The sequence below is a fragment of the Pseudonocardia sp. N23 genome (assembly GCF_002583555.1).
Classification (GTDB): Bacteria; Actinomycetota; Actinomycetes; order Mycobacteriales; family Pseudonocardiaceae; genus Pseudonocardia.
In genome coordinates, this window is sequence record NZ_BEGX01000114.1 from 612,160 (window position 1) to 624,394 (window position 12,235).

Annotated in this window: 11 protein-coding genes and 1 pseudogene; 9 read left to right on the plus strand and 3 right to left on the minus strand. The window is 76.1% G+C overall.

Features of this window, described 5'->3' with window-relative positions:
* Positions 1 to 85: 85 nt before the first annotated feature.
* From TOK_RS27230 to TOK_RS27260, 7 genes are all read left to right on the plus strand, one after another.
* Positions 86 to 1,156: a hypothetical protein gene (locus TOK_RS27230; protein WP_098960798.1), complete on the plus strand. Its 1,071-nt coding sequence runs from the start codon at positions 86 to 88 to the stop codon at positions 1,154 to 1,156.
* Positions 1,153 to 1,596, plus strand: coding sequence for a hypothetical protein (locus TOK_RS32975; protein ID WP_098960799.1), 444 nt, complete (start codon positions 1,153 to 1,155; stop codon positions 1,594 to 1,596). The genes TOK_RS27230 and TOK_RS32975 overlap by 4 nt, the downstream gene beginning before the upstream one ends.
* Entirely contained in the window at positions 1,596 to 2,900 is a 1,305-nt protein-coding gene (locus TOK_RS27240) for a hypothetical protein (protein ID WP_098960878.1), read from the plus strand. Before TOK_RS32975 ends, TOK_RS27240 begins: the two co-directional genes overlap by 1 nt.
* Positions 2,901 to 2,935: 35 nt before the next feature.
* A complete protein-coding gene (locus TOK_RS27245; RefSeq protein WP_098960800.1) occupies positions 2,936 to 3,481 on the plus strand; it encodes a hypothetical protein in 546 nt (181 codons plus the stop codon).
* Positions 3,482 to 3,579: 98 nt separating this feature from the next.
* The gene (locus TOK_RS27250) at positions 3,580 to 4,116 is read left to right on the plus strand and encodes a copper chaperone PCu(A)C (protein ID WP_098960801.1); all 537 of its coding nucleotides are present in this window, start codon (positions 3,580 to 3,582) and stop codon (positions 4,114 to 4,116) included.
* Positions 4,113 to 5,303, plus strand: a complete 1,191-nt coding sequence (locus TOK_RS27255; protein ID WP_098960802.1) for a Dyp-type peroxidase — start codon at positions 4,113 to 4,115, stop codon at positions 5,301 to 5,303. The genes TOK_RS27250 and TOK_RS27255 overlap by 4 nt, the downstream gene beginning before the upstream one ends.
* Before the next feature lie 120 nt (positions 5,304 to 5,423).
* A complete protein-coding gene (locus tag TOK_RS27260; RefSeq protein ID WP_098960803.1) occupies positions 5,424 to 7,421 on the plus strand; it encodes a TPM domain-containing protein in 1,998 nt (665 codons plus the stop codon).
* A 97-nt stretch (positions 7,422 to 7,518) separates the two neighbouring features.
* On the opposite strand, the gene TOK_RS27265 is transcribed toward TOK_RS27260, so the two are convergent.
* On the minus strand, positions 7,519 to 7,995 hold the full coding sequence (locus TOK_RS27265; protein ID WP_253258670.1) for a carboxymuconolactone decarboxylase family protein: 477 nt from the start codon (positions 7,993 to 7,995) through the stop codon (positions 7,519 to 7,521).
* Positions 7,996 to 8,084: 89 nt separating this feature from the next.
* Here TOK_RS27265 and TOK_RS27270 point away from each other — a divergent pair.
* Positions 8,085 to 8,288, plus strand: a pseudogene (locus TOK_RS27270) (sigma factor); the annotation flags it as partial.
* A gap of 326 nt (positions 8,289 to 8,614) precedes the next feature.
* Here the strand turns inward: TOK_RS27270 and TOK_RS27280 are convergent.
* Positions 8,615 to 9,508, minus strand: a complete 894-nt coding sequence (locus tag TOK_RS27280) for a pentapeptide repeat-containing protein (RefSeq protein WP_098960804.1) — start codon at positions 9,506 to 9,508, stop codon at positions 8,615 to 8,617.
* A 52-nt stretch (positions 9,509 to 9,560) separates the two neighbouring features.
* Positions 9,561 to 9,701 carry a hypothetical protein gene (locus tag TOK_RS32980; RefSeq protein ID WP_172457805.1) on the minus strand — a complete coding sequence of 47 codons (141 nt, stop codon included), beginning with the start codon at positions 9,699 to 9,701 and terminating at the stop codon, positions 9,561 to 9,563.
* 777 nt (positions 9,702 to 10,478) lie between these two features.
* Between TOK_RS32980 and TOK_RS34490 the strand changes: the two genes are divergently transcribed.
* Positions 10,479 to 11,609 carry a hypothetical protein gene (locus TOK_RS34490; RefSeq protein ID WP_253258659.1) on the plus strand — a complete coding sequence of 377 codons (1,131 nt, stop codon included), beginning with the start codon at positions 10,479 to 10,481 and terminating at the stop codon, positions 11,607 to 11,609.
* Positions 11,610 to 12,235 lie beyond the last annotated feature (626 nt).

Sequence of the window (12,235 nt, forward strand, 5' to 3'; positions counted from 1 at the left end):
ACACCCGACGGGCCACGTCGCGGCATCCTCGCCGCGGTGTGGCCCGTCGCGTTCTGCCCGACCTCCTCGTGGAAAAAGATCCCCTGTGACCATCTGGCCCACCTGGCTCCGCCGTGCCGGTGCCACGTCCGTGCTCGCGGTCGTCCTGCTCCCCCTCGGGACGACGACCGCGTCCGCCCACGCCGCCGGGCTCGACCCGCAGCCCGTGCTGCCCCGGGTCGTCGCTCTCGAACCCGCCGTGCCGGGCCTGGCCGTGAGCGTCGTCGAGTACGGCGCGCGGCTGCGCATCGACAACGGCACGACAGCTCCCGTCGACGTCGCGCCGGCCGGGCAGGCGCGGACCGTCGAGCCCGTCGTCGCCCCCGGCACGACCGGGCGCTGGGTCGACCCGCGCGTCACCGCCGCAGGCCGTGACGACGGACCGGGCCCCGTGGTGTGGAGCATCCCGCTCACCGTCGGCGGCACCGCCGTCGTCGTGCGCGGGGAGACGACACGGCCACCCGCCCCGTCACCGCTGCCCTGGTGGCTGCTCACCGCAGCGGTGGCGGTCGCTGCGACGATCCTCGGGTCGCTCGCGGTGCGCCGCCGCTGGGCAGCCCTCGTCGCGGGCGCCCTGTCGGTCGCCATGGCCGCGTCCTACGTCGTGCACGTGCTCGGCTCCGCACTCGCCCCCGACGGCGCCGACTACTGGCCGACGGTGTGGCGCACCGCGGGTGCCGTCGGCACGATCGCCGTCGTCGCCGCGCTGGCCGGGACGGTGCTCACGGTGGCGGGCAAGCGGTTCGGGCTGCTGTTGTGCGCCCTGTCCGGAGCCCTGCTCGTGCTGCTCACCGGCGCCGACGCCGGCAGCTTCGCCAACGCCGTCCTGCCCTTCGGCTGGGCGCCCGACCTCGACCGGGTCACCACCGCCCTGACCTTCGGCGGCGGGCTGGGCCTGTTCCTCACCGGGTTCGCGGTGCTGCGCGCCCTCACCCCGGCCGCCGACGAACCCGGCGCGTCCGGGTCCCCTGATCCCGACGGGCCCGCCGGCGCGCCCGGTCCCCCGCACGCCGGCCACCCTGCCCCGACGCCGTCCCCGGACGGTTCCGTCGAGGCGGCCGTGACCGACCGTCCCGTCACGTCCGCGCCCGCCGCCGACGCCCAGGAGTCCCGATGACCTCCCGCCCCACCACGTTCGTCGCCCGCCTCTGTGCGAGCGCGCTCCTGCTCGCCCTCGTCGCCGGTTGTGCCTCCGGCACCCATGCGCACGGCGCCGCGGCAGCCACCGCGCCGCCCGCGACCACCACCGCCGCCGCCGCGACCACCGCGGCGCCCGCGTCCCCCGTGCAGGACACCACCGAGCGCATCACCGTCGCGTGGGCAGGCGGCCAGGCCACCGGCGACACCGGCAAGGTCGCCGTCCCGCTCGGGGCGACCGTCGAGATCGTCGTGACCAGCGACAAGGCCGACGAGCTGCACCTGCACGGCTACGACCTGTCCGCGAGGGTCCCCGCGGGGGGCACCGCGACGCTGCGGTTCGCCGCGACGATCGCGGGCGTGTTCGAGCTCGAGCTGCACGGCGCCGACCGGGAGCTCCTGCGGCTGCAGGTGGGGTGATGCTGCTCGCCCACGGCGTCGGCACCCGCGGAGACCTGCCGGTACCGGTCGAGCTCGCCGCCGCCGCGGCGGGTGTCGTGCTGGTGGGCTCGTTCGTCGCGCTCGGCGTGCTCTGGACGACGCCGCGGCTGAGCGGCGGCGACGCCGGGCGGCCGGTGCCCGCGGTCGTCGCACGGATCGTCGGGTCGCCGGCGCTGCGCGGCGTCCTGCGTGCGCTCGTGCTCGTCGTCGCGGTACTCGTCGTCGTCATCGGGTTCGCCGGGCCGCCGCAGACGCCGCGCAACCTCGCGCCGTGGGTGTTCTACGTGACGTTCTGGGTGGGCCTGGTCCCGGCGTCGCTGCTGCTCGGGCCGCTGTGGCGGGTGCTCAACCCGCTGCGGACCGTCCATGCCGGGCTCGCCGCTGCGCTGCGTATCGACCCGGACCGCGGTGTGCGCGACCTGCCCGCACGGGTCGGGCTGTGGCCCGCGGCGGTGTCGCTGGCCGCGTTCGCATGGCTGGAGCTGGTGTTCCCCGAGCCGTCCGACCCGCGCGTCGTCGGCGGGGTGATCGTCGGCTACGGGATCGTGCACGTGGCCGCGGCGCTGGTGTTCGGACGGCGCTGGTTCGCCCATGGCGACGGTTTCGAGGTCTGGTCGACGCTGCTCGGCTCGCTCGCCCCGATCGGCCGCCGCGACGACGGAGAGCTGGTGTGGCGCACCCCGGCCGACGGTCTCGACGCCGTGCGCGGCGGACCCGGGCTCGTCGCGGTGGTGATGGTGCTGGTCGGCTCGACGGCGTTCGACGGGCTGTCACGGTCGGGCCTGTGGGCCGACTCCGTGCCCCGCGGCCCGCTGTTCGGCACCCTCGGCCTGGTCGTGGTCACGGCCGTCGTCACCGGGCTCTACCTGCTCGGCACGTGGCGGCCCGACCCGGTGCGCCGAGCCGAACCCGTCCGGCTGCCGACGGCGTTCGCGCACACCATCGTCCCGATCGCGGCGGGCTACGCGATCGCGCACTACTTCTCGCTGTTCCTGTTCGACGGCCAGCTGCCGTTCGTGCTGGCCAGTGACCCGTTCGGTGCGGGCACGGACCTGTTCGGGACGGCCGGGCGGGCGGTGGACTACTCCCTCGTCGGCACCGTCGCGATCGCCGCCGTGCAGGTCGGTGCCATCGTCGTGGGCCACGTCGTCGCCGCGGTGTGCGCGCACGACCGCGCGGTGCGGCTGTTCCCGCCTGCGATCGCGGTGCGCATCCAGTACCCGCTGCTCGCCGCCATGGTCGTGCTGACGTGCGGCGCCGTCGCGCTGGTCCTGGCGCCCTGACCGGCGTCCGGATCCTCCCCTTTAGACTCCGGCACGTGCCCGGTCCCGACGCGCGTCCGTGGCGCGTCGCCGCCGTTGCCGTCGCGACGGTCGTCCTCACCCTCGCCGCCCACGTGCTCGCGGGCGGCGCCACGATGCCGTCGCTGCCCGTCCTCGGCATCCTGGTGCTGCTCGTCGACCTGTCCGCGACGGTCGTCGGCCGCAGCCCACGCGGCCCGCTCGAGACGGGCATCGCGCTGGCGTTCACCCAGACCGTGCTGCACCTGGCGTTCACCGCCTCGACGGCATCGGTCGACCAGGCCGGACACCTGCACGTCCACTCGCACCTGACGACGCCGATGCTCGCCGGCCACGCCGCCGCCGCGCTGGCGCTCGGTGCCCTGATCAGCCACGGCGAGCAGGTCCTGCGGCGCGCGGTGCGCCGGCTGCTGCCCGTCGTCGCCACGGCGCCCTTCCGCGCCCCGGTCCGGTTCGCGCCGCGCCCGGTGCCGGTGGCCCGCGACGTCCGCGTCCGCGTCGCGACGTCCGTCTCGGACCTGAGCAGGCGCGGCCCGCCCCGGCCGGGCCCGGCCACCGCCTGACCCCTCCCGCATCCGCCGGTGGGGCGGGCGTCGTGCGCCCGCCGTCCACCCCGGCCGCCACGGCCGGGTCCCACCGATGCCCCGAGAGGGATACCCCCATGTCCTCGATCCTGCGCCGCGGCCTGCTCGTCGCCGCCACCGCCGCCGCCCTCGTCCTGTCCGCCTGCGGGTCCCCCGCCGCGCCCGCGGCCCCGGCCACCTCGACCGCGCCCGCGCCCACGTCCACGTCCACGTCCGGGCTCACCGTCACCGACGCCTGGGTCAAGCCCGCCGACGCCGGCATGACCGCCGTCTTCGGCACGCTGACGGCCACCGGTGGGCCCGTCACGGTCGTGTCCGCCGCAACGTCGGCCTCGCCGCGCACCGAGCTGCACGAGGTCGTCATGAACGGGGGCGCGATGACCATGCGCCCCAAGGAGGGTGGCTTCGTCGTCGACCCCGCGGCAGCGCACGAGCTGAAGCCGGGAGGCGACCACGTGATGGTCATGGACCTCGCGTCGCCCATCCGCCCGGGCGACCAGGTCCGCGTCACGTTCACCCTGGCAGGCGGCGGCACCGTCGAGTTCACCGCACTGGCCAAGGAGACGACCGGCGGTGAGGAGACCTACGCCGACCACGCCGGGATGAACGGATGACGGCCGTCGCTCGCCGCGCCGTACTCCTGGGTGGCGCCGCGGTCGCGGCCGGCGGGGTCGTCGCCGGGGCGGTCGCCCTGACACCCGGCCCGCCGCCTGTCGCGGTGCCTGTGCCCGGTGCCGAGACCGTCGCCTTCCACGGCGCGCACCAGGCCGGCATCACCACACCCGCGCAGGCCCACGCGGTGTTCACCGCGCTGGACCTGCGGCGCGGCAGCGGACCCGATGACGTGGCGCGGCTGCTGAGGATGCTCACCGACGACGCGGCCCGGCTCACCTCGGGCCGGCCGCCGCTGGAGGCGTCGGACCCGGAGCTGCCCGCGCTGCCGTCACGGCTCACGGTGACGTTCGGGTTCGGTCCGGGCCTCTTCGACGCGGTCGGCCGCGGCGGCGAGTGCCCGGCCGTGCTGCGTGAGCTGCCCGCCTTCGCCACCGACCGGCTCGACCCGCGCTGGTCGGGCGGGGACCTGCTGGTGCAGGTGTGCTCCGACGACCCGATGCCGCTGTCGTACGCGCTGCGCAGGCTGGTGCGCTCGGCCCGCAGCGTCGCGACGGTCCGGTGGACCCAGCGCGGGTTCGGCCCGGCCCGCGGCTCCGAACCGGCGGGGACGACGCCGCGCAACCTCATGGGTCAGCGCGACGGCACCGCCAACCCCGCGCCCGGCGCCGAGCTCGACGACGCCGTGTGGGTGCGCGAGGGTCCGGACTGGTTGCGCGGCGGCAGCATGCTCGTGCTGCGCCGTATCCGCATGGAGCTCGACACCTGGGACGACTTCGGCCGCGAGGGCAAGCACATGGCCGTCGCACGCCGTCTCGACACCGGCGCGCCGGTCACCGGCGGCGGCGAGTTCGACGAGGTCGACCCGCGGATGGTCGACGGCCGCGGCATCCCGATCGCGATCGGGGGCGCACACGTCCTGCGTGCCACCGCCCGCGACCCGGCCGAGCGGATGCTGCGCCGCGGCTACTCCTTCGACGACGGGCCCACCGCCGACGGGCTTCCCGACGCCGGGCTGCTCTTCGCCGCCTACCAGGCCGACGCCGCCCGGGCGTTCGTCCCGGTGCAGCAGCGGCTGGCGGAGTCCGACGTCATGAACCAGTGGATCACCCATGTCGGGTCGGCGACGTTCGTGATCCCGCCGGGCTGCGCTCCGGGCGGCATGATCGGCGAAGCCCTGCTCGGCTGAACCTGTGAGTGGCGATGGTCGCCATGGCGACCATCGCCACTCACGACCCTGCCGGGCCTCGTGCGGGACGGCCGTCGCCGCCGCGTGACCCGGACACGTGATGATGGACCCGACACCCCGATGATCGGAGTCCACGTGCGCCGGTTCCTCGCCCCCGCCGCGCTCCTCGCGGCGCTGGTCGTCGCCCTGCTCGCCACGATCGGTGGTGTCGCTGCGGCCGAACCGCCGTTGCGCGCCGCCGACCGGATCACCGACAACGCAGGCGCCCTCGACGCGTCGAGCCGCGCGCGGGTGGCCGACTCGATCGCACGGCTGCGTACCGACACCGGCTACGACCTGTTCGTCGTCTACGTGCGCTCGTTCGACGGCCGCGGCGGCCAGGACTGGGCCCGTGCCACCGCCGTGCAGTCCCAGCTCGGCGAGCGCGACGTGCTGCTCGCCGTCGCGACCGGCGACCGCGCCTACGGCTACGACGTCGCCGACGGCTTCCCCGAGTCCGGCTCCACCATCGAGCGCATCCTCTCCGACCAGGTCGAGCCCCAGCTCGCCGCGGGCGACTGGGCGGGCGCCGCCACCGGCATGGCCGACGGCCTGCGCGCAGGGGGCAGCAGCGGCGTCGGGACGTTGCCGCTGGTCGTCGGTGGGGCGGTGGTCGTCGGAGGTGGGGCGTGGCTGCTCACCCGGCGCCGCCGCGCCGCCGCGCACGCCGACGCGACCGCCTCACCCGAGGGCGCGCCGCAGCAGCCATCGAGCGTGCCCGCCGATCCCTTCCCCGGCGAGGCGACCAGCGATCTCGCCTACCGGTCGAGCCAGGCGCTGCTGGCCGTCGACGACGCCGTCCGGACCTCGGAGCAGGAGCTGTCCGCGGCCCGCGGCCACTTCGGCGACGAACCCGTCGCCCCCTTCACCGCCACCCTGGAGGCCGCGCGCGCCGACATGCTCGCCGCCTTCGAGATCCGTCAGCAGCTCGACGACGACGTCCCCGAGGACGAGCCCACCCAGCGCCGCATGCACGCCGAGATCCTGGCGCTGGCCACCGCCGCCGACGAACGGCTCGACGCCCAGGTCGAGGCCTTCGACCGGCTCCGCGCGCTGGAGGCCGACGCCCCCGGCTACGTCGAGGGCGTCGCCGCCCGGCTGGAGGCCGCCGCCGCACGCGTCGCGCCCGTCGAGGCGGCCTGGACGCAGCTGCGCACCCGGTGGGCCGCCACGGCGCTCGACCCGGTCGCCGGCAACCTCGACCAGACCCGGGCCCTGCTCGCCGATGCCCGCACCGAGATCGCGGAGGCCCGCTCGCGGCTGGCGACGCCACCGCTCGCCGTCGTCGACGGGCGCGCCGCCGAGGACGCCGTGACCCAGGCCGAGACGTTGCTCGACGGCGTCGCGCGCCGCGACCGCGAGCTCACCGAGGTCGCCGGGAGCGTCCCCGCGGCCCGTGCCGAGGTGGAACAGGACCTCGCCGAGGCGGCGGCGCTGCCGTCGGCCGACCAGGCGGTCGTCGCCCGCGCCCGCGCCGCGCTCGTCGCCTCGGCGCAGGCGTCCGCCGGCCCGACACCCGATCCCATCGCCGCCCTGCACCTGCTGCAGGAGGCCGACGCCGCGCTCGACCGCACCATCGCCGACGCCCGCGAGCAGCAGGAACGCGACCGCCGCACCGTCGCGATGCGCGATCAGGCGCTGCTGACGGCCCGCTCCGCGGTCTCGGCGGCCGAGGACTTCGTGACGACGCGCCGCGGCGCCGTGGGCACCGGGGCGCGCACCCGCCTGGCGGAGGCGCAGCGGCACCTGCAGGCGGCGTCGTCGGGCGGCGACCCGGCGCGTGCGCTGAGTGAGGCCCAGCAGGCCGAGGCGATGGCCCGTCAGGCCCTCGACCTGGCGCAGTCCGACGTCTCCCGCTGGTCCGGGCCGTCCGGCGGCGGGAGCGGGGGCGGCAGTGCCGCCATCGACCTCGGCAGCCTCGTCCTCGGCGGCATCCTGTCCGGCGCGCTCCGCGGTGGGGGCGGCGGATACGGGGGCGGTGGCTTCGGCGGGGGCGGCTTCGGCGGCGGGGGCCGGTCGCCCGGCAGCTTCGGCGGCTCCGCGACCCGCGGCCGCCGCGGCGGCGGCGGCCGCTTCTGAGCACCCCACCTGCCCGGAGGCGAACGACCGGCACGGACGCGCACCCGAGTCGCGCGAGAGGGCCGCTCGTCCACCCCCCTCGCCGCGCCGGCTGCGGTCACCCCGGGAGCTGCCCCGCGGGCTGGCGGGTCGCGACGTCGAGCCGGTTCCAGACGTTGACCGACGCGATCGCGACGAGCAACGCCGAGAGCGCCTCCTCGTCGTAGTGGCGGGTGGCCCCGGCCCGGACGTCGTCGGGCACCGGGTCCGCGCTGTCGGCGATCCGGGTCACCGCCTCCGTCGGGGCCAGCGCGGCACGCTCGGCGTCGTCGGACCAGGGGGCGTCGCGCCAGGCGGCGACCGCGAACAGCCGCTCGTCGGACTCGCCACCCTTGCGCAGGTCGCGCGCGTGCGTGTCGACGCAGACGCTGCACCCGTTGATCTTGCTGGCACGCAGGTGGACCAGCTCCATGGTGCGGTGGTCGACGCCGTGGCCCTCGGTCGACGCGCTGAGCGCGAGGAGGGCCTTCATCGTCGCCGGCAACGTCATGACGGGATGGGTCATGCGGGCCCGGGCGGTGTGCGGGTGGGCCATGGTCGTCACGGTTGCCTCCGGGGGTCGGTCACACCGGCGCGTCGCGCGCCGTCACTGATGTGACGGACCGCGACGGAGGCATGTGACCGATGGACCCAGCAGTGGACGCAGGAGTGGACGCAGGAGACGCGCTCGCCCGGCGATTCGAGGAGCACCGCCCGACCCTGCGCGCGGTGGCCTACCGGATGCTCGGCTCGACCGCCGAGGCCGAGGACGCCGCCCAGGAGGCGTGGCTGCGGCTGCAGCGCTCGGGCGCCGACGGGATCGACGAGCTCGCCGCGTGGCTGCGCACTGACCGCCGACGATGCGCGTGAACAGGGTCTCTGCGGCGATGCGTCCGATCGCCGTCGGGTCCTGGGCCACGACGGTGACGCCGGGGGAGGTCATGTCCGCGAGCAGGATCCAGGCCGGTCTCCTGGTCGGCCAGCGGGCCGAGGCCGAGCTCGGCCCGAACGCCGCCACCGCGAAGATCGCGATGCTCGACCTCGACCCGACCAGAGGCGCGGGCCGGGACAAGGACGTCCTCATCGTGTCCGTCGACGGCGGCTGCCCCGGCGTCACCGTGGTCAAGGACGGCCAGATCGGCGCCACCTCGCAGCAGTACCCGCTCACGATGGCGTCACAGGGACGGGCCGGTGGGGCGCCTGCGGCGGCGGTCCGGCGACGCCGGTCGCGGGGTCGACGTCACCGGCCAGTGGGCCGGCCGGTCCAGCACCGACGGCAGCCGGGTCGCCGCGTCGCCGCGGGCACCGTGGACCTGGAAGTTCGTGAGGAACAGGCTCGTCGACAGATCCGCGCCGGAGAGGTCGGCACCGCGCAGGTCGGCGCCGATGAGCTCGGCGGATCGCAGGTCGGCGCCCCGCAGGTCGGCGCCGATCAGCAGGGCACCCCGCAGGTTCGCGCCGCGCAGGTCGGCGCCTCCCAACCGGGCCCCGACGAGGTCGGCGCCCCGGCGGTTCGGCCGCGGCCCCGGCGACGCCGCGCGCACCCGCTCTCCCACGCCCAGCAGCACCTCGTTCACCGTCGCCCGGTGGGCGGCGACATCGACGGCGGCGAGCGCGCCGGGCGCCAGTGCGGCGATGCGTTCGGTCTCGGCCAGCAGGGCCCGGGCGTCGTGGTGCAGCGGGGCGGCGGCGGGCGTGGCCAGCGACTCGGCGAGGTACCAGCGCAGCTCGTGCACCGGGCGCAGCACCTCGAACGCCGCGAACATCGACGTCGCGATCTCCGGGTCGGTGCGCCAGTCGCGCCCACCGAAGGTCACCTGCACGACCTGCTGTCCGGCGCCGAAGCAGTCGAACACCGTGCAGCCCGCGTAGCCCTTGCCGCGCAGCCGGTCGTGGATGCCGCAGCGGAAGTCGTCGAGCAGGTTGTGGCACGCGGTCCCCGCGGGCTTGTCGACGGGGAAGTCCGACGACCGCGCGAACGCCGGGGCGACGCAGCACAGCCCGGCGCAGGCGGCGCAGTCGGCGCGCAGGGCGACGCGGTTGTCGCCGGGCGTCGGGTCGTGGGGCACCGGGCCTCCCGGGGTCGATCGTCCGGCGCGCGACCCTACCCGCGCCGCGCCGTCAGGCGTCGACCCGCCGGGCGAGCCGCACCGGCACCGCGCACCCGGCGACGAACGCCGTCCCGAGGAACGTCCCGCACGCGACCATGACGACGCCGACGGCCCAGAGACCCCGTGGTGTCGGCCTCCGCTTCGAGATCATGGGCCGATCGTCGCCGCGACCGCAGTGCCACACCTCCGTACGACCACGCCCCGGTGCGAGGGGATTCACCGGAACGACCCGGGTCGCGATCACTCACGTGAGTGACTCGAACCGGGCGAAACGGCTGTGACCTGCACAACTCGCTCACACGTGAATGTGACACGGCTCACGGCAACGCCGCCGCTCGTCGCGCGTCGTCGGCGACTCGGCGAGCACGTCCGAGTGCCGGACGCGAACAGAGGGTGACCGTCCTACCGTCGGTCCCGGATCACGAATCGGTCACGCAGGACACGGAGACTCCCCACTCCGCCGGGCTCCCCCCGAAACCGGACGTCCGCCGACGAGTGATCAGGAAGGTTCGTCGTGGCACGGCATCGCTCCCCCGAGGGCCGGCCCACGCAACCGGAGCTCCGCGCGGCACTCGACGCCGCCCGGAAACACTCCGGCCGTGCGGCAGGCCCCCGCCATGCTCTCTCACTCCCCGACCCCGCCGACGGCGCGTCCGACGGCACGACACCCCGGTCCGCGATCGGATCGGCCACCGGATCCGTATCCGGAGCCGCCTCCGACGACGACCCGGCCGACGATCGCCGGTCCGCCGTCGCGGTCGCCGAGCGGCCCGCGCTGCCGCGGATCGGCGTCAGCCTCGTGTCTGCCCCCCGCACCGTCGACGGTCCGCGTCGTAGGTTGCGCCGCAAGGGTTCCCGGGCGAGGACCGCGTCGGTCGAGACGCTGTCCCCCGGCTCGGACAGTGGGTCCGAACCGGATCGCGACCCGGTGGCCGACAGGATCGACACCTCCGTCGACATCTGGTCGCCCGAGTTCTGGACGCCCGGCGTGCACACCCCGGCCTTCGGGATCGCGACGACCCGCGACCCCGACGCGCTCGTGCCGGCCCCCCGCCGCGCCACCGAGGACGTCACCACCGACGACGTCACCACCGACGACGCCACCCCGACGGCGGTCGCGCCGTTGTTCGCGCTCCCGGACGCGGTGGACCACGCGGACACCGGCGACGACGCACCCGACCGCGACGGCCGTGCGGTCACCGCGCGGCTGCGGGCCGCCGGGCCCCCCGCCGACGGCGACGGCCCCGACGTCGAGTTCGACGCCGGCGACGACCGGCCCCGTGGACTCGCCCGCGTCCCCGCGAAGGCACGCCGCGCGGCAGCGGTCGTCCTCGCCGCGGGCAGCGCACTGACCCTGGTCGGGACGGTGGCATCGCTGCCCCACGTCCCCGCAGGTACCAACGCCGCCCTGCAGCTCGACGACGCGGCCGCGGCCGACACCGTCACCGCCGACTCCGCCGACGCGCCGCCCGCGCTCGACACCACCGCCCTGGTCGCGGCCGTCCAGGACGCACAGCAGCACGCGTCGCAGATCGCCATGACGCAGCGCGCCGAGGCCGAGCGGAAGGCCGCCGACGCCAAGGCCGCGGCGGACGCGAAGGCCGCCGACGCCAAGGCGGCCGCCGACAAGAAGGCTGCCGAGGCGAAGGCCGCCACGACCCGGACCGCGACGACGACCGGCTCCGCGAACTGCAGCCTCTCGACGGGCGGGCTCGGCGGCGTCAAGCCGTGGGTCGCGAGCGCGGCACAGTTCCTCGGCTGTCTCTACGGCAAGCCGCAGATGCTGGGCGTCGGCAGCCGCGGCAACGCCTCCGACCACCCGAACGGGCTGGCACTCGACTTCATGGTCTCCAAGCCGGTCGGCGACCGGCTCGCCGCCTGCGCGCTGCGCAACAAGGCCGCGCTCGGCATCACCTACGTCATCTGGCAGCAGCGCATCAACTACGGCAGCGGCTGGCAGAGCATGGAGGACCGCGGCGGCGCGACCGCCAACCACATGGACCACGTGCACCTGTCGTTCGCGAAGTCCGCACCCGGTGGCAAGCCCGTCACCTGCTGACCGCACGACACTCCTGTGTTCCGCTCCCCACCGGCCGCCCCGGCCCGACCGCACGTGGTCGCACCGGGGCGGCCGTTCGGCGCGGCAGGATCGCCGTCGGGCCGCGCCCGTGTCGGATTCGTGACCGATCGGCTACGTTTCGACCTCATCACGACGATCGGCTCCCCGCGGACGAGGACACCTGTCCACCCGGCTCCCCACCGGGCGTCCGGTCGATCCGGGTGATCGGAAGGCAGGACGTGTCCCGGCACCGCTCCCCAGGCGGCCGGCGTGCGCGACGTGATCTCGAGCCGGTCTCCGCCGGCATGACGGTCGTGGCGCGCCGCGAACCGCCCCGCCCACCGGCTCCGACCGGCACGGGCTCCACCGACGTGCCCGTCCGCCCGGCGGCGGTTCCGTCCCGGACGGTCGTCCGGCCTGCGCCCGCAGCGCCGCCGGCGAACCCCGCGCGCCTCCCGCACCCCGTCCCGCGCGGCCGGCACACGACGACGCCGCAGCGTCCTCCCGCACCGCGACCCGTCCACCGGCCCGGCCCGTCAGCGGTCGCGGGGGCACCCTTCGCGGCGGCACCGTTCGCGGCGGCACCGGCCGCGCACCGCCGGCCCGTGGGAGTGGCGGCACCGGCC

Excerpts from the sequence above, each read along its gene's own strand:
- TOK_RS32975 (WP_098960799.1), top strand. The coding sequence starts at position 1,153 with ATGACCTCCCGCCCCACCACGTTCGTCGCCCGCCTCTGTGCGAGCGCG.
- TOK_RS27240 (WP_098960878.1), top strand. The coding sequence starts at position 1,596 with ATGCTGCTCGCCCACGGCGTCGGCACCCGCGGAGACCTGCCGGTACCG.
- TOK_RS27250 (WP_098960801.1), top strand. The coding sequence starts at position 3,580 with ATGTCCTCGATCCTGCGCCGCGGCCTGCTCGTCGCCGCCACCGCCGCC.
- TOK_RS27255 (WP_098960802.1), top strand. The coding sequence starts at position 4,113 with ATGACGGCCGTCGCTCGCCGCGCCGTACTCCTGGGTGGCGCCGCGGTC.
- TOK_RS27260 (WP_098960803.1), top strand. The coding sequence starts at position 5,424 with ATGATCGGAGTCCACGTGCGCCGGTTCCTCGCCCCCGCCGCGCTCCTC.
- TOK_RS27265 (WP_253258670.1), bottom strand. The coding sequence starts at position 7,995 with ATGGCCCACCCGCACACCGCCCGGGCCCGCATGACCCATCCCGTCATG.
- TOK_RS32980 (WP_172457805.1), bottom strand. The coding sequence starts at position 9,701 with ATGATCTCGAAGCGGAGGCCGACACCACGGGGTCTCTGGGCCGTCGGC.